Source organism: Micromonospora eburnea, from assembly GCF_900090225.1.
GTDB lineage: Bacteria > Actinomycetota > Actinomycetes > Mycobacteriales > Micromonosporaceae > Micromonospora > Micromonospora eburnea.
The window spans coordinates 5,347,743-5,363,471 of the sequence record NZ_FMHY01000002.1 but is presented as its reverse complement, the minus strand read 5'-3'; the positions used below and the strand labels follow the sequence as shown (position 1 = coordinate 5,363,471).

Sequence of the window (15,729 nt, the reverse complement as noted above, 5' to 3'; positions counted from 1 at the left end):
ATGGCCGGCCCCGGCGTGCCGTTGCGGGTGGTGTCGTACAACATCCACAGCCAGCGGGACGACACCACCGCGCTCGCCGGGGTGGTCCGGGCGGCCGAGCCGGACGTGGTGATCATCCAGGAGGGGCCACGGCGGTTCCGGTGGCGGCAGAAGTGCGCCTCGCTGGCCGACTCGTTCGGTCTGGTGGTGGCGGCCGGCGGCCTGCCCGCCCTGGGCAACCTGCTGCTGGTCAGCCTGCGGGTACGGGTGCTCGCCACCCGTTGCCGGCGCTACCCGCTGACGCCCGGGCGGCACCTGCGCGGCGCCGCGTACGCCGAGTGCCTGGTGGGTGGGGCCCGGTTCCTGCTGGCCGGATCCCACCTGTCCACCGACCCGGCCGAGCGGCCGGCCCAGGCGGCCGCGTTCAAGCGGGAGCTGGCCGCCGCGACGCTGCCGGTGGTCGCCGGTGTCGATCTCAACGAGGGGCCGGACGGGTCGGCGTGGCGGACGGTGGCGGAGGGCCTGACCGACGCCGCGGTCGCCGCGGACCGGGCCGATCGGCACACGTTTCCGTGCGCCGACCCGCGCCGCCGCATCGACGCCGTCTTCGTCGACCGACGGATCGGGGTGGTCGACTACGACGTGGTGGACACCCCGCGTACCCGCCGGGCCAGCGACCACTTCCCGATCCTGGTCGACCTGTCGCTGCCGGCCGCCGGCTGAGCCACCGGCCCGGGACGGCCCGGTGGGCTGGACAACGGCGGGCATTGTCGGCAGGATTTCGCACCGACCCGGCACACGTGCCGCACAAAGGAGATTTCCCCGGTGTCCTCCTCCACCGACCTCGGCCCCCCAGGCCCGGACCCGGCGGTCGCCCCGACCCGGGACGGCCGCCCGGTCTCCGACCGGGGCGACACCGTCTGCGTCATCGGCGCCGGCGCCAGCGGCCTCACCGCCGTGAAGAACCTCCGCGAGCACGGCTTCGGCGTCGACTGCTACGAGCGGGAGACCGGCGTCGGCGGCGCGTGGAACTGGCGGCACGACCGCAGCCCGGTGTACGCCAGCACCCACCTCATCTCGTCCCGGCCGTTCACCCAATTCCCCGACTTCCCGATGCCGGACGACTGGCCGGACTACCCGCACCACGCCCAGCTGCTGTCCTACTTCGAGCGCTACGCCGACCACTTCGACCTGCGCCAGCACGTCTGGTTCGGCACCGAGGTGGTCCGGGTGGAGCCGGTCGACGGGGACCGCTGGGACGTCACCACCCGCAGCACCGGCGGCTACGGCCCCGAACGCACCTCCCGGTACGCGGCCGTGGTGCTCGCCAACGGGCACAACTGGTCGCCGAAGCTGCCCAGGTACGACGGGCTGGAAGAGTTCCGGGGCGAGGTCATGCACGCCTCGTCCTACAAGGACGCGGCGCAACTGCGCGGCAAGCGGGTGCTGGTGGTCGGCGCCGGCAACACCGGCTGCGACATCGCGGTCGAGGCGGCCCAGCAGGCGTCCCGCTGCTGGCACTCGACCCGCCGGGGCTACTGGTACGCCCCGAAGTACGTCTTCGGTCGCCCCGCCGACCAGGTCAACGACACCCTGCTCGCGCTGCGGGTGCCGCTGCGGATACGGCAGTGGCTCTACCACTGGACGCTGCGGCTGACCGTCGGCGACCTGACCCGGTTCGGGCTACCAAAGCCCGACCACCGGGTCTACGAGACCCACCCGATCGCCAACAGCCAGCTCGTCTACCACGTCGGTCACGGGCAGATCACCCCGGTGCCGGACGTGGCCCGGTTCCACGACCGCACGGTGACGCTGACCGACGGGCGGGAGATCGACCCGGAGCTGGTCGTCTTCGCCACCGGGTACCTGCCGCGCTTCGAGTTCCTCGACGGCGCGGTGCTCGGCGACGCCGACGGCAGCGGCCGGCCCCGGCTCTGGCTGAACGCCTTCACCGCCGGCCACCCCACCCTGGCCGTGGTCGGCCTGGTGCAGCCGGACTCCGGCATGTTCCCCATCGCGCACTGGCAGAGCGTGCTCTTCGCCCGGCTGCTCGCGCTCCGCGTCACCCGGCCGGAGCGGGCCGCCGCGTTCGGCCGCAAGGTGGCCGCCGGCCTCGGCGAGCGCTACTCGGGGAAGGTCAAGGACAGCACCCGGCACTGGTTCGAGGTCGGGCACGTCGACTACCTGCGCGCGCTCCAGCGTGCCCTGCACGACCTGGAGGCCAAGTGAGCGCGAGGAGTGCAGCGGAGCGGAGCCCCGCAGCCGCGAACGGAAGGTCAGCACCGGTGAGCGCGAGGAGTGCAGCGCAGCGGAGCCCCGCAGCCGCGAACGAGAGGCCAGCACCGTGACGGGTGAACGGGTCCGGATCGTCCGGCCGTGGGACTGGGCCCGCCCGGAGCGCCCGGCCCGCCGCGAGGTGCTGGCCACGGTGCCCGAGCTGGAGGAGGCGAAGCCGCCGCTGCTCTTCGTACCCGGGTTCGGGCACGGGGCGTGGGCGTTCGCCGAGCACTGGCTGGGGCATGCCGCGTCCCGGGGCTTCCCGGCGTACGCGCTCAGCCTGCGCGGGCACGGCGGCAGCGCGCCGGCGCCGGAGGCGACGCTGCGGTCGTACACCCATGACGTGGTCCAGGCGGCGGCGGGCCTGCCGCGGCAGGCGGTGCTGGTGGGGCACGGCGCCGGTGCCCGGGTGGTGGCGCACGCCCTGGCCCGCTACCCGGCCCGGGCGGCGGTGCTGGTGGCGCCGGTGCTCGGCGGCTGGGGCACGCTCGCCACCGCGCTGCGCCGCAACCCCGTCGGCACCCTGCCGGCGGTCTTCGGTGGCCGGCTGCGGCTGCACCGCCGGCAGCTGTTCAGCCGGGAACTGCCCGACGGCGAGGCCCGCCGGTACGTCTCGCGGTTGGGTCGCGCGGGCCGGCGGGCGCAGTGGCAGCTGGTCACCGGCCGGCAGCCGGAGCCGGCCGTGGGCCGCCCGCCGGTGCTGGTGCTGGGCAGCCCGGACGACCGGGTGGTGTCGCCGGCCGCGCTGACCCGGGCCGCCCGCCGGTACGCCTCGGCCCCGCTGCTCTTCCCCGGCATGGGGCACGACCTGATGCTCGACGCCCGCTGGCGGGAGCCGATCGACGCGATCCTCGACTGGCTGGAGAAGGTCCCGACGCCGGCCGCCGGGTGAGCGCCGGGCGGCCGGCTCAGTCGGTCGTGCCGAGCCGGTGCAGCAGTGAGCCGGTCTCGTCCAGGGCGGTCAGGTACGACCGGGCCCAGGCGTGGATGTCGTCGTGGCGCAGCTGCGCGCGCATCGCGCGCATCCGCGCGGCGACGTCCTCGGGCGTGGCCCGCAGCGCCGCGAGCAGCCCCTGTTTGAGCCCGTCCAGGTCGTGCGGGTTGACCAGGTACGCCTGCTCCAGCTCGGCGGCGGCACCGGCGAACTCGCTGAGCAGCAGCGCCCCGGTGTCGTCCACCCGGGCGGCGACGTACTCCTTGGCGACCAGGTTCATCCCGTCCCGCAGCGGCGTCACCGCCATCACGTCGGCGGTCCGGTAGAGGGCGACCAACTCGGCCCGGTCGAACGGCTGGCTGAGGTAGTGGATCGCCGGCTCGCCGACCCGGCCGAACTCGCCGTTGATCCGGCCGACCTGGTGTTCCACCCGGTCCCGGAGGATCTGGTACTGCGCGACCCGGTCCCGGCTGGGCACCGCGACCTGGATCAGGACGGTGTCCCGGACCTTGACGTCTCCGCTGGCCAGCAGCTCGCGATACGCCTTGAGCCGCTGCTCGATGCCCTTGGTGTAGTCCATCCGGTCGACGCTGAGGATGACGCGCTCGGGATCGCCGAGGTCCTGGCGGAGCCGACGGGCCCGGTCGGCGACCTCGGGCCGGGTGGCGAGCGCGGCCATCTCGGCGGTGTCGATGGAGACGGGGAACGCGCCGACCCGGACCACCCGCTCGCCGACGTTGATCCGCCGGTCGGTGGCGGGCAAGTCGAGCACCTTCGCCACCAGCTGGGCGAAGTTGTGCGCGGCCTGGGCGCGCTGGAAGCCGATCAGGTCGGCGCCGAGCATGCCGCGCAGCAGTTCCGCCCGGCGGGGCAGCTGCATGAACAGCTCGGGCGGCGGGAACGGCACGTGCAGGAAGAAACCGATCCGCAGGTCGGGGCGGAGTTCCCGGAGCAGCCCCGGTACCAGCTGGAGGTGGTAGTCCTGCACCCAGACCAGGGCGCCGGGCTCGGCGGCCTCGGCGGCGGCCTCGGCGAACCGCTGGTTGACCCGCTGGTACGCCTCCCACCAGCGGCGGTGGTACTCGGGCTGCTCGACGGCGTCGTGATAGAGGGGCCAGAGGGTGGCGTTGGCGAAGCCCTCGTAGTGGTCGCGGAGGTCGTCGCCGCTGAGCGGGACGGTGTGCATCCGGACGCCGTCCACGTCGGGCAGGTGCGGTGCCACGCCGGTGCCGCCGGCCCAGCCGACCCAGGCGGCCGGGGTGTTACGGAGCAGCGGGTGCAGGGCGCTCACCAGGCCGCCCGGGCTGCGCCGCCACTCGAAGGCGCCGTCCGGCGCCACACTGTCGTCGACGGGGAGGCGGTTGGCCACCACCACGAGGGGACTCTGTCGCATCTCGGGCATTCCGATCAGCCGAGGACCGACCCCCCGGAGAGACGGGCAACCCGGACAGCCGGCGCGGGAAGTGACGTACAGCGATATTCCTACTGACCGTAAGTTACACGACTGTTACACCGGCGGCACAGCGGGGCGGCCGTCCCGGCATTCGGGAGGCGGGCGAGGCGACTCGGGTCAGACGACCGCGCCGTCGTCCGGGTCCTCCTCGTCGGAGTCGCCGGGCCGTAGCCGCCAGATCAGTGTCACGAAGCCGGCCAGGATGCCGGTGAACCCGAGCAGCGTCACCACCGACGGGTCGGTGACCGGCAGCATGGTGGGGGAGAGGAAGAGCGCGAACCCGAGCACGATGCAGAGCACGCCGACCACCGCGTACTTCGAGAAGCGCGGCAGCGGGGGTGGCGGTGGCGGGGTGTAGTGCTCCTCCTCGTCGGGCAGGTCGGCGCCGAAGGTGTCCAGCCCGTCCAGGAGCGAGGGCTCGTCGGGCCGGCCGCGGTTCACCGAGATCCCGGAGACGTCCGCCGCGTAGGGCAGGCGCCGCAGGTCGGTGGCGGTCGGGCCGGTGGTCTCCTCGGTGCGGCCACCGGCGCCCGCGCCGGCACCGGGCGGGTCGAGCGGCGGCTCGTCGACGTCCTCGGCGGCCGGCCACGGGTGGCTGCCGGCGGCCGGCGCGGTGTGGAAGCCGGCCACGATCTTCGCCCACTCGGCCTCGACGTCCGGCTCGTCGCGGGCCGAATCGCGCGCGCCCTCGTCGGCGAGCTGCGTGAGGTAGTCCCGGGCGGTGGTGAGGTGGGAGCGGTCGACGTAGAGCCGGTCGACCGGACGGGACGGGACGGTGGTGGTGCGGGTGACCGGGTTCAGGTCCGCGGAGGGTTGCAGGTATGCCGCGATCCCGCCGGCGGCGAGCACGTCGAGCAGGTGTTCGCCGACGCGCGGATCGACGTCGCCCGCGACCGCGTACTCCGCCGCGTCGAGCCCGTTGTCCCGCCGCCCTCGGCGCGGCCCACCCGCTGACACCGGCCACCCTCCTCGCCGCACCCGTCGGTGCGTCCCGTCCCGACGCCCCGCACGCCGTGCCCTGAATCGTGACACGTCCGCACCCGGTTCCGGGAGTGCGTTGTGGCGTGCCGCTCCCGTTCGTAGGCTCTTCCCCCGGCGGTCCCGCTCGCCGACGGCGCCCCGGGGCATGGTCCGCGCGCGTTCCGGCGGCCCCCGCCGGCCGCGGTCGGCACCGCCCCGCCTGGCGGACTCCCCTGCTGTACTGGCTGCTGAAGTGCGCCGTCCGTGGCCTGCCGCCGGGGCTGATCCTGCGCGCGTAGGTCGACTGAACCGAGCGCCATCCGGCAACCGGTGCCCGCAAGCGAAAAGTCACATTCGTCGCCAAAGCGGAGGTACCTCGCCGGGAAAGGGATCAAGGAGTGGCCGACGTGGTGTCGCACACGTCTGAGAGTGACATGCCTCAGAGGCACATCGCTCATCAGCCTTGTGTCTGCCGCGCGGCGGGCCAGCCCGGTTCGACCGACGACCGTTCAGGTCGACGCGAGGCGGAGCAGGCCGCCGGCCGCGTTCCGCTCGGCGAACGCGCGTACCCGGGCGAGCGTGTCGGCCGCGGCCTTCGGATCCACCTCCGCCAGTGGCCCGACCGACAGGGCCGATGCGATGACGTGGTCGGTGACGTCGGTCATCTCGGCGTAGCTGCGGGCCGCCGTCGCGAGCAGGTCGGCCGCCCGCCGCGCGTCGCCGGCCCGCCAGGCCAGGGCCGCGTCGGCGGAGCGCCCGGCCGCCCGCGCCCAGCGGGTCGCCCGGGGCGAGCGGGCCAGCAGGTCGCGTACCAGCAGCGCCGCCTCGCCGCCGAGCACCCCGGCCACGTGCCCGACCGCCGGCACCCACTCGGCGAACGGGATCATCCGGGTACGCCGCCAGTCGGCGTCCAGCTCGCGCAGCAGCGCCAACGCCTCCTCGCGGCGGCCCTGCACCGCCCGGCACAGCGCCGCGTGCGCCACGGTCGAGCGCAGCACCCGGTGGAAGCCGCTGCGCCGGGCGGCGACCAGCGCCTGGTCCACCAGGTCCGGTGCCGCGCCGCCCTCCGGCACGGTGTCCGGCGTGTCGCCGAGGGCGCGGATCCAGCCGGACACGGCCACGATGTGCAGATCCCACTCGTCGGTCGGTCGCCGCGTCGACCCTTCGGCCATCCGCAGCGCCGCCGTCCAGTCGCCGCTGTAGTACGAGCGGGTCCACTGATCGGCGAAGCTCACCGTCAGGCCGTGCTCACCGGCCAGGTCCAGCGACCGCTGCTCGTCGATCAGTCGGGCCGAGCCGGCCAGGTCACCCTCCTCCTGTAGCGCCCAGGCCAGGTTGTGCACGGCCCGCCGGCGGCTGGTCAGCCGCTCCACCCGGCACTCCTCGGTGATCGCGGCCAGCTCCGCGTACGCCTCCTCGGCCCCGGCCTGGTAGCGGGCCACGGCGAGGGTGATGCGGCCGTTCGCCCGTGCCTCCCGCAGCTCCAGCCGCTCGGCCAGCTCGGTGGCCGCCTCGGCGGCGGCGCAGGCCGGCTCGGCCGCGGCGTCGAGCATGTGCAACCGTGCCAGCTCCAGCAGCGCGCCGACCTTGTCCTCGCTGTCCGGCAGCCCGGCGTGCAGGCCGATCGCCCGATCCAGGCAGCGCAGCGTCTCCGACCGGTCGGCCCGGGCCCAGGCCGCGGTGGCCAGCAGCCGCCAGGCCTTCGCCGCGCCCGGCAGGTCGCCCGCACCGGACAGCCGCTCGGCCAGCTCGGTGAGGACCTCGGTGCCCCCGTCGACCAGGAACCCGTCGCTGTCCCGGTAGAACGCCACCTCGGCCTGGAAGAGCTCCAACGTCGGGTCCGGGCCGCACTCCACGGCGAGGGCCCGGCCGACCAGGGTGGCCGCGGTGTCCAGCGCGTGCAGCTCGTACGCCCGGCGGGCCGCGCGGTGCAGCGCGGTGCGGGTGGCCCGCGCGTACGGGGCCGGATCGAGCCCGATCGTGCGGGCGATCTCGTGTGCCGCCCAGCGATGGTTGGCCAGCACCTCGGCCAGGTCGTGCGGCCGGTCGTCGGCGAGCTGCTCCAGCCAGTCGGCGGTGCGCTGGTGCCGGGACACCCGCTCGGCCCGGGGCAGCCGCTGGTAGCAGACGTCCCGCACCAGGATGTGGCGGAACCGGTACTCCGGCTGGCCGGGCATGGTCGAGGTGGGCAGCTCGTAGACCATGTCCCGGCGCTGGAGCCGGTGCAGCGCCCGCTCCACCCACTCCACCGGGCGGTTGAGCGACAGCGCCACCGGCGCCGCCCAGAACTGCACCCCGACCACCGAGGCGGCCTGGAGCACCCCACGGTCGGCCGGGTCGAGCAGGTCGAGCCGGTTGGCGATCACCGCCTGCACGGTGCGGGGCATCTCCGCCCCGCCGACCGGGTCGAGCCGGACCGCGTTCCTCGTCGGGTTGACGAGCCCGCCGTCGAGCAGCATCCGCGCGTACTCCTGCGCGTAGAGCGGGTTGCCGTCGGCGAACTCGATCAGCGGGGCGCGGGCCTCCGCCGGCAGGGTGGCCTGCCCCAGCAGCAGCGAGTAGAGAACGTCGATGTCCCCGTCGTGCATCGGCGGCACGGAGATCGACATCGCGCCGCTGATCGTGCCGGTCCAGGCCGGGTGCCGCTCGCGCAGCTCCGGGCGGGCGGTGGCGAGCACCAGCAGCGGCACGCCCCGGGCCGCCGCGCCGAGTTGCTCGACGAAGGAGAGCATCGCCTCGTCCGCCCAGTGCATGTCCTCGAAGACGAGCACCGTCGGCGCGGTCGCGGCCAGCGCGAGCAGGAACCGCCGCCAGGCGGCCTCGGTCTCCGCCGAGGTGAGCCGCTCGCCGGGTACGCCGACCAGCGGGCCCAGCGCCTCGGCCAGTCGCACCGCGTGCGGGTCGGCCAGTCGGCCCAGCCGCTCCCGCAGGCGCTCGCGCGTGCCGGTCGGATCGTCGGAGTCCGGCAGCCCGGTCCAGCTTCTGACGATGTCGGCCAGCGCCGCGTACGTGACGTTCTCGCCGAACGGCGGGCAGTGGCCGGTCAGCCAGGTCACCCGGGAGCCGGGCAGGTTCGCCGCGTGCCGGGCCAGCTCACGCAGCAGCCGGCTCTTGCCCACCCCGGCCGGGCCGAACACCGTCACCAGCTGCGAGGTGCGCTCGGTGACGGTGCGGTGCAGCGCGCTGACCAGCAGGCCCCGCTCGTGGTCCCGGTCGACCATCGGGGTCAGCTCGGCGCTGTGCGCGTCGCGCTGGGGCCGGGCGCGCAGCGCCAGCCAGATCCGGCTGACCGCGGACCGCCCGCGCAGCGTCACCGGCGGCTGGTCGGCGTACTCCATCTCGTGCTGGGTGGCCGCCCAGGTGCTCTCGTCGACCACCACCCCGCCGGCGGGCGCCAGCCCCTGCAACCGGGAGGCGGTGTTCACCACGTCGCCGGTGACGAACGCCTGGCCGCCGTCGCGGGCCGCGGTGAGGTCGACCAGCGCCTCACCCGTCGCGATGCCGACCCGGAACCCGAGGGGCGGGTGTGGGCCGCCCGGCTGCCGGGCCAGGCTCCGCTGCAGCTCCAGCCCCGCCCGGACGCAGCGCAGGGCGTCGTTGTCCGTCGCCACCGGGGCGCCGAACAGCGCCATCACCGCGTCGCCGATGTACTTCTCGACCACGCCGCCGTACTGGTGGACCAGCCGCCGGACCGTGGCGAAGTACGCCTGTTGCAGCCCCCGCGCCTGCTCCGGGTCGGCGCGCTCGGCGTACTTGGTGAAGTCGACGATGTCGATGAACAGCACGCTGACCTGGCGTCGGTCCTCCTGGGGCGCGACGGAGTGGTCGCGTAGCGGCTGGCCGCAGTTGGTGCAGAAGTTGGCCTCGGCGTTGTTGGTATGGCCGCAGCCCGGACAGGTGACCGTCAGGGGCCGACCGCATCCGCCGCAGAAGCGGTCGTCCGGCCCGGCGGACCGGGAGCAGTGTCCACAGGTGAGGTCGATGTCCGGCTCCGTACGCGAGAGGTTCCCAGTATCCCGCCCGGCTACCGAGTCGGGTACCCGACGTGCGGCGGGACGTCACGGCTGATCGGCTCGGTCTAGTGTTCCGTACCAGAAAGAGACGCCGACAGGGAGAGTGCCGTGAACGTTCGGCTGTGCGCTTCCTGGATCGATCCGCATGGGAAGGTCTGGGCCCCGGGCGACACGGTCGACGTCGACGTCGTTACCCTCGCCGAACTGGAGGAAAAGGGCATGGTGGAGCAGCCCGAGGGTCAGAGCTCTGGCTCGACCGAGAGCACGAAGACCGACCCGCAGATGATCGGCCCCGGCCCGAGCGCGCCGCCGCAGAAGATCGGCCCCGGTCCGAGCTCGCCCCCGGCCGACAACACGGAGAAGTGACCGGCAGGTGGGGTCGGCGGTCGTCCCGCCGGCCCCACCTGGCCGTTCTCAGCGCGGCGGCCGCCGGCCGGGTCAGCGGTCGTTCATCCCCGCGCGGCGGCGCAGCGCGCCCACATCGGTCACCACGATCCGGCGCCCCTCGGTGCGCAGCCAGCCCCGGCTGGCGAACGATCCGATCGCCTGGTTGACGCTCTGCCGGGAGCCGCCGGCCATCTCGGCGAGCTGGCTCTGGTTGAGCTCGATCGTGATCATCGGGGCCTGGCTCTCGCCGGCCAGCCGGACCAGCGTCTTGGCCACCCGACCGGGCAGGTCGAGGAAGACATGGTCGGCGTTCTGCTCGGTGAGCCGGCGGATCAGCCCGCCGAGCGATCGCATCACCGCGTCGAGGATGCGCGGGTTGGAGTGCACCAGCTCCATGAAAGCGGGACGGGACAGCGCCAGGGCCGCGCAGTCCTCGATGGCCTCGGCCGAGGCGGACCGGGTCGAGGCGTCCAGCAGGGAGACCTCACCCAGCACGTCCGGCGGACGGATGACCGTCAGTACGGCGCGTTCGCCGGTCGGCGCGGTGCGGAACACGGCCACGGCCCCCCGGCGCAGCACGATGAGGGACTCGCCGGGGTCGTTCTCCACGAAGAGCAACTGACCCTTGCGGTACGTGCGCGGCACCGCCGCGGCGATGACCCGCTGTCGCACCTCCGGCTCGAGCCCGGCGAACATCTCCACGCCCGTGAGCGCGTCACCCGGCTCCGGCAGGCGACCCTCCACGGCCCAACCCCTCCCCGGTCAAGGACCACAACTCGCTCACCGGGTTAACCTGACAGCCCGGTGTGAGGCATTCTGATCCGGTTCCGGCGTCCGGTAGCGATACACATCAGATCATGACGCTCCGGTCGCGTGCTGTACACCCCCGGAGACACTTCCGTGACCCTTCGTCAGCTGCGCCGTTAGCAGCGGCACCGACCTCGGTGGCAGCCCCGGCGAGCGGCCGTCGGCGACGGTGCGTGAGGATGGTGGGGATGGTCTACCGCTACTTCTACGACTGCGAGTTCATCGAGGACGGCCGGATCGTCGACCTGGTGTCGATCGGCGTCGTCGACGAGTACGGCCGCGAGTTCTACGCGGTCTCCACCGAGTTCGACGACTCCCGCGCCGTGCCGTGGGTGCGCCGTAACGTGCTCGACAAGCTTCCGTCGCCGGCCGACCGGGCCTGGCGGTCGCGGTCGCGCATCCGCGACGACCTCTACGAGTTCCTGTTGGAGCCGATCCGGGACCGGCCGGGCGAGCAGCTTGAGCTGTGGGCCTGGTACGCGGCGTACGACCACGTGGTGCTGGCCCAGTTGTGGGGGGCGATGCCGGCACTGCCCCGGGAGATCCCGCGGTTCACCAAGGAGCTGCGCCAGCTCTGGGAGGACCGCGGCCGGCCGAGGCTGCCCGACGCCGACGCGGACCGGCACGACGCCCTGGTCGACGCCCGGCACAACCTGGCGCGCTGGCGGGCGATGACCGGTTAGCCGATACCGGCCTACTACCGAGGGGTAGCCCCCGGGGCGCGGTGTGGTCGTACACCCGCGCGGGCTACAGTGCGGACTGACGGCCCGCCCCGGGCCGGCAATGGCGCCGATGGTCTGATCTGACACATATCCTGGGGCTTAATCCGGGCTTGACCTGATGCTCCAGGAGGATGAGCAGACATGCGTATCGGCGTGCTCACCGGTGGCGGCGACTGCCCTGGTCTCAACGCGGTGATTCGGGCGGTCGTCCGCAAGGGCGTCGCGACCTACGGTCATGAGTTCGTGGGCTTCCGGGACGGCTGGAAGGGGCCGCTGGAGGGCCTGACCAAGCCGCTGGGTATCGCGGAGGTCCGTGGCATCCTGCCGCGCGGCGGCACCATCCTCGGTTCGTCCCGGACCAACCCGTTCAAGATCGAGAACGGCGTCGAGCGGATCAAGGAGAACCTGGCCGCGCAGGGGGTGGACGCGCTGATCGCCATCGGCGGCGAGGACACCCTCGGCGTCGCCACCAAGCTGCACGAGCTGGACGTCAAGGTCGTCGGCGTGCCGAAGACCATCGACAACGACCTCGGCGCCACCGACTACACGTTCGGCTTCGACACCGCGGTCAACATCGCCATGGAGGCGATCGACCGCCTCCACACCACCGCCGAGAGCCACCACCGCACCCTCGTGGTCGAGGTGATGGGCCGGCACGCCGGCTGGATCGCGCTGCACGCCGGCCTCGCCGGTGGCGCCAACGTGATCCTGCTGCCCGAGCGGCAGTTCGACGTGGACCAGGTCGCCGGGTACGTCGAGAAGCGCTTCCAGCACCAGTACGCCCCGATCGTCGTGGTCGCCGAGGGCGCGCACCCGCTGGAGGGCCAGATGGTCCTGCACAACCAGGAGCTGGACTCCTTCGGTCACGTCCGTCTCGGCGGCATCGGCCAGTGGCTCGCCGAGCAGCTGGAGGCGAAGACCGGCAAGGAGGCGCGTACCGTCGTGCTCGGCCACATCCAGCGTGGTGGCACCCCGACCGCCTTCGACCGGGTGCTCGCCACCCGGCTCGGCCTGCACGCGATCGACGCGGCGCACGAGGGCGACTGGGGCAAGATGGTCGCGATGAAGAGCACCGACATCATCCGCGTCCCGCTGGCCGACGCCACCCGGGAGCTGAAGACGGTGCCGCTGGAGCGGTACGCCGAGGCCGAGGTCTTCTTCGGCAGCTGACCGACGGCCGGTGGCGCGGCGGGCCCGCGAGGGTCCGCCGCGCCCCGCCGCCATCGAGAGGGGTACGGCGTCATGGCACCCGAGGTGCACACGGTCGCGGTGATCGGCGCGGGCAAGATCGGCGAGCTGATGCTCTCCGGGCTGCTCCGCTCCGGCTGGCCGGCGGAGCGGCTGCTCGCGACCGCCCGGCGTCCCGCCCGCGCCGAGGAACTGGCCGCCCGGTACGGCGTGCGGGTGGTGGACAACGTCACCGCGGTGGACGAGGCGGCGGTGCTCGCCATCTCGGTCAAGCCGCAGGACGCCGGGGCGCTGCTGGACGAGATCGGCCCCAAGGTGCCGGCCGACAAGTTGGTCATCTCACTCTGTGCCGGCCTGCCCACCAGCTTCTTCAGCCGGCGGCTGCCCGAGGGCACCCCGGTGGTCCGGGTGATGACCAACACCCCGGCGCTGGTGGACGAGGCGATGAGCGCGATCTCGGCCGGCGCGTACGCCACCGGTGAGCATCTGGCCCTCGCCGAGGAGATGTTCCGGCCGCTGGGCGTCACCGTCCGGGTCCCCGAGTCCCAGCAGGACGCGGTGACCGCCCTGTCCGGCTCCGGCCCCGCCTACTTCTACCTGCTGGTCGAGGCCATGATCGACGCCGGTATCCTGCTCGGCCTGCCCCGTCAGGTGGCGCACGAGCTGATCGTGCAGACCGCCATCGGGTCGGCGGTGATGCTGCGCGACTCCGGGGAGCACCCGGTCAAGCTGCGCGAGGCGGTCACCTCGCCGGCCGGCACCACCATCTCCGCGATCCGTGAGCTGGAGAACCACGGCGTACGCGCCGCCATGCTGGCGGCCCTGGAGGCCGCCCGTGACCGCGCCCGCGAGCTGGCCGCCCAGGCCGACTGATCCGGGCGCGCCTGAGGGAGTACGGTGCGCGAGATCGACAAGGTGGCCTGGATCCGGATCGAGGACGGCCGGGTGCTGAGCACCCGATCCCGCGGGAAGGACGTCTGGTATCTGCCCGGCGGTAAGCGGGAGGCGGGCGAGACCGATCTGGCGACCCTCACCCGGGAGATCACCGAGGAGCTGGATGTCACGATCGTGCCGGAGTCGGCCGCGCACGTCGGCACGTTCACCGCGCAGGCCCACGGGCAGGCAGCCGGCACGCTGGTGCGGATGACCTGCTACTCCGCCGACTTTCGGGGCGCGCTGCGTCCGGCGAGCGAGATCGAGGAACTGGCCTGGCTCGGCTACGCCGACCGGCACCTGGTCTCTCCGGTGGACCAGCTCATCTTCGATCACCTGCGGGCGACCGACGCGCTGCGCTGACGCCTCCGTTCGCGGCCGGGGGTGCTTCGGCGTGCCGAGAAGAGGGTCTTCGTCCGAGTGAGTCGCTGAGCACCGCGTCGTGGCCGGCGGCCACCGTCAGCATTTCCTGCCATGGCGGTTGGTTATTCGAAGAGGCGGCACCCGGGTTGTGACGCAGCGTCCGTCTGGCAAAAACCTTCAGTGATCATGGCGGGGCTGATAACGATTTGTATGCGTAAGGGTCTATCGGCAGACCCTGCAAAATGTTGATCTTCCGCCAGGGTTAATCTATTGATATCAATCTCCCACCAACACTTCCCACCCCCAGGAGTGCGACGTGCGGAGATTCCGTCTTGCCACCCTCGCCCTGACGCTGGCGTCCTCGCTCGGTGTCACGCTGGCCCTGGCCACCCCCGCCCAGGCAGCCGCCACCGACCGGTACGTCGCGCTCGGCGACTCGTACGCCGCCGGCGTCGGCGCCGACAGCTACACCTCGGAGAGCGGGTCCTGCATGCGCAGCAACAACGCGTACCCCGCGCTCTACAGCACCAACATCAAGCCGGCGTCGTACCGCTCGGTGGCCTGCTCGGGCGCGACCACGACCGACGTCATCAACAACCAGCTCTCCGCGCTGTCGTCGACCACCACCCTGGTCAGTATCACCATCGGCGGCAACGACATCGGCTTCTCCAGCATCATGACCACCTGCGTGCTCAACGGCGAGTCCCAGTGCATCGCCGCCATCCAGACGGCCGAGAACAAGGTCCGCTCCGAGCTGCCGGGCAAGCTGGCCAACGTCTACAACGGCATCAAGAGCCGCTCGCCCAACGCCCGCGTGGTGGTCGTCGGGTACCCGGTCTTCTACCAGCTCGGCAACCCGATCTGCGTCGGGCTCACCGAGGCCTCCCGCGCGAAGATCAACGAGGGCATCAACCTGCTCGACGACACCATCCGCACGGCCGCCACCTCGGCCGGCTTCAAGTTCGCCGACGTCCGGTCGGCCTTCGTCGGTCACCAGCTCTGCAGCTCCGGCACGAAGTGGCTGCACGCGCTGAACTTCCTCAACCTCACCATCTCGTACCACCCGACGGCCGCGGGGCAGTCCGGCGGCTACTACCCGGTCTTCCGCTCCACGGCGGGCTGAGCCGGCGCGGCGCTCACTACCTGCGCTTTCACGAAAAGAGTGGCTATTCCATGTGGAATAGCCACTCTTTTCGTCAACCAGGGTGGATCCTGAGGGTCAGGCCGGCAGCACCTTCTCGATCGCGGCGCGCAGTTCGGGGGAGTCCGGCGTCACCTGCGGGGCGAACCGTCCGGCCACCGTGCCGTCCGGCGCGACCAGGAACTTTTCGAAGTTCCACCGCACGTCGCCGGTGTGTCCCTCGTCGTCCGGAGTGGACACCAGCTCGGCGTAGAGCGGGTGCCGGTTCGGGCCGTTGACGTCGACCTTCTCCGTCAGCGGGAACGTCACGCCGTAGTTGACCTGGCAGAACTCCTCGATCTCGGCGGCCGTGCCCGGCTCCTGGCCGGCGAACTGGTTGCACGGCACCCCGAGCACGGTCAGGCCCCGGCCGGCGTAGGAGTCGGCGAGAGCCTGGAGGCCGGCGTACTGGGGGGTCAGGCCGCACCGGGAGGCCACGTTGACCACCAGCAGGGCGCGGCCGCGGTACCGCCCGAGGTCGGCCGGGCCACCGGAGAGGGCATCGATCCGTACGTCGAAAACGCTCATGGGGC

Annotated in this window: 14 protein-coding genes; 9 read left to right on the top strand and 5 right to left on the bottom strand. The window is 72.8% G+C overall.

Annotation, left to right across the window (positions count from 1 at the left end):
- From GA0070604_RS23075 to GA0070604_RS23065, 3 genes are all read left to right on the top strand, one after another.
- On the top strand, positions 1-702 hold the full coding sequence (locus GA0070604_RS23075) for an endonuclease/exonuclease/phosphatase family protein (protein ID WP_091122425.1): 702 nt from the start codon (positions 1-3) through the stop codon (positions 700-702).
- 102 nt (positions 703-804) lie between these two features.
- Entirely contained in the window at positions 805-2,208 is a 1,404-nt protein-coding gene (locus tag GA0070604_RS23070; RefSeq protein WP_091122422.1) for a flavin-containing monooxygenase, read from the top strand.
- A gap of 115 nt (positions 2,209-2,323) precedes the next feature.
- Positions 2,324-3,148 (top strand): alpha/beta hydrolase, encoded by an 825-nt coding sequence (locus GA0070604_RS23065; RefSeq protein WP_091122418.1) that lies wholly within the window; start codon positions 2,324-2,326, stop codon positions 3,146-3,148.
- A 16-nt stretch (positions 3,149-3,164) separates the two neighbouring features.
- Here GA0070604_RS23065 and GA0070604_RS23060 read toward each other — a convergent pair whose 3' ends face one another.
- The 3 genes from GA0070604_RS23060 to GA0070604_RS23050 all read right to left on the bottom strand — a co-directional run bounded on the left by GA0070604_RS23060 (position 3,165) and on the right by GA0070604_RS23050 (position 9,586).
- Entirely contained in the window at positions 3,165-4,583 is a 1,419-nt protein-coding gene (locus GA0070604_RS23060) for an alpha,alpha-trehalose-phosphate synthase (UDP-forming) (RefSeq protein ID WP_091127349.1), read from the bottom strand.
- A 177-nt stretch (positions 4,584-4,760) separates the two neighbouring features.
- Positions 4,761-5,600 carry a DUF308 domain-containing protein gene (locus GA0070604_RS23055; protein ID WP_091122413.1) on the bottom strand — a complete coding sequence of 280 codons (840 nt, stop codon included), beginning with the start codon at positions 5,598-5,600 and terminating at the stop codon, positions 4,761-4,763.
- A 512-nt stretch (positions 5,601-6,112) separates the two neighbouring features.
- Positions 6,113-9,586, bottom strand: coding sequence for an ATP-binding protein (locus tag GA0070604_RS23050; RefSeq protein WP_091122411.1), 3,474 nt, complete (start codon positions 9,584-9,586; stop codon positions 6,113-6,115).
- Positions 9,587-9,724: 138 nt separating this feature from the next.
- Here GA0070604_RS23050 and GA0070604_RS23045 point away from each other — a divergent pair, with 138 nt between their 5' ends.
- Complete coding sequence (locus tag GA0070604_RS23045; protein WP_091122407.1) at positions 9,725-9,982, top strand: hypothetical protein; 258 nt, start codon at positions 9,725-9,727, stop codon at positions 9,980-9,982.
- A 72-nt stretch (positions 9,983-10,054) separates the two neighbouring features.
- Here GA0070604_RS23045 and GA0070604_RS23040 read toward each other — a convergent pair whose 3' ends face one another.
- Positions 10,055-10,747 (bottom strand): Crp/Fnr family transcriptional regulator, encoded by a 693-nt coding sequence (locus GA0070604_RS23040; RefSeq protein WP_091122405.1) that lies wholly within the window; start codon positions 10,745-10,747, stop codon positions 10,055-10,057.
- 251 nt (positions 10,748-10,998) lie between these two features.
- On the opposite strand from GA0070604_RS23040, the gene GA0070604_RS23035 reads away from it, so the two are divergent.
- The 5 genes from GA0070604_RS23035 (at position 10,999) to GA0070604_RS23015 (ending at position 15,139) form a co-directional block, all read left to right on the top strand.
- Entirely contained in the window at positions 10,999-11,493 is a 495-nt protein-coding gene (locus GA0070604_RS23035) for a polyadenylate-specific 3'-exoribonuclease AS (RefSeq protein ID WP_091122402.1), read from the top strand.
- Positions 11,494-11,673: 180 nt separating this feature from the next.
- On the top strand, positions 11,674-12,702 hold the full coding sequence (locus GA0070604_RS23030) for a 6-phosphofructokinase (RefSeq protein ID WP_091122399.1): 1,029 nt from the start codon (positions 11,674-11,676) through the stop codon (positions 12,700-12,702).
- 72 nt (positions 12,703-12,774) lie between these two features.
- Entirely contained in the window at positions 12,775-13,593 is an 819-nt protein-coding gene (proC, locus tag GA0070604_RS23025; protein WP_091122395.1) for a pyrroline-5-carboxylate reductase, read from the top strand.
- A 24-nt stretch (positions 13,594-13,617) separates the two neighbouring features.
- Positions 13,618-14,016 (top strand): NUDIX hydrolase, encoded by a 399-nt coding sequence (locus GA0070604_RS23020; protein WP_091122392.1) that lies wholly within the window; start codon positions 13,618-13,620, stop codon positions 14,014-14,016.
- Between the two features lie 316 nt (positions 14,017-14,332).
- Positions 14,333-15,139 (top strand): SGNH/GDSL hydrolase family protein, encoded by an 807-nt coding sequence (locus GA0070604_RS23015; RefSeq protein WP_091122389.1) that lies wholly within the window; start codon positions 14,333-14,335, stop codon positions 15,137-15,139.
- Between the two features lie 96 nt (positions 15,140-15,235).
- Here GA0070604_RS23015 and GA0070604_RS23010 read toward each other — a convergent pair whose 3' ends face one another.
- Positions 15,236-15,724, bottom strand: coding sequence for a glutathione peroxidase (locus GA0070604_RS23010; RefSeq protein WP_091122386.1), 489 nt, complete (start codon positions 15,722-15,724; stop codon positions 15,236-15,238).
- Between the last annotated feature and the right edge of the window lie 5 nt (positions 15,725-15,729).

Excerpts from the sequence above, each read along its gene's own strand:
- GA0070604_RS23035 (WP_091122402.1), top strand. The coding sequence starts at position 10,999 with ATGGTCTACCGCTACTTCTACGACTGCGAGTTCATCGAGGACGGCCGG.
- GA0070604_RS23075 (WP_091122425.1), top strand. The coding sequence starts at position 1 with ATGGCCGGCCCCGGCGTGCCGTTGCGGGTGGTGTCGTACAACATCCAC.
- GA0070604_RS23030 (WP_091122399.1), top strand. The coding sequence starts at position 11,674 with ATGCGTATCGGCGTGCTCACCGGTGGCGGCGACTGCCCTGGTCTCAAC.
- proC (WP_091122395.1), top strand. The coding sequence starts at position 12,775 with ATGGCACCCGAGGTGCACACGGTCGCGGTGATCGGCGCGGGCAAGATC.
- GA0070604_RS23060 (WP_091127349.1), bottom strand. The coding sequence starts at position 4,583 with ATGCGACAGAGTCCCCTCGTGGTGGTGGCCAACCGCCTCCCCGTCGAC.
- GA0070604_RS23010 (WP_091122386.1), bottom strand. The coding sequence starts at position 15,724 with ATGAGCGTTTTCGACGTACGGATCGATGCCCTCTCCGGTGGCCCGGCC.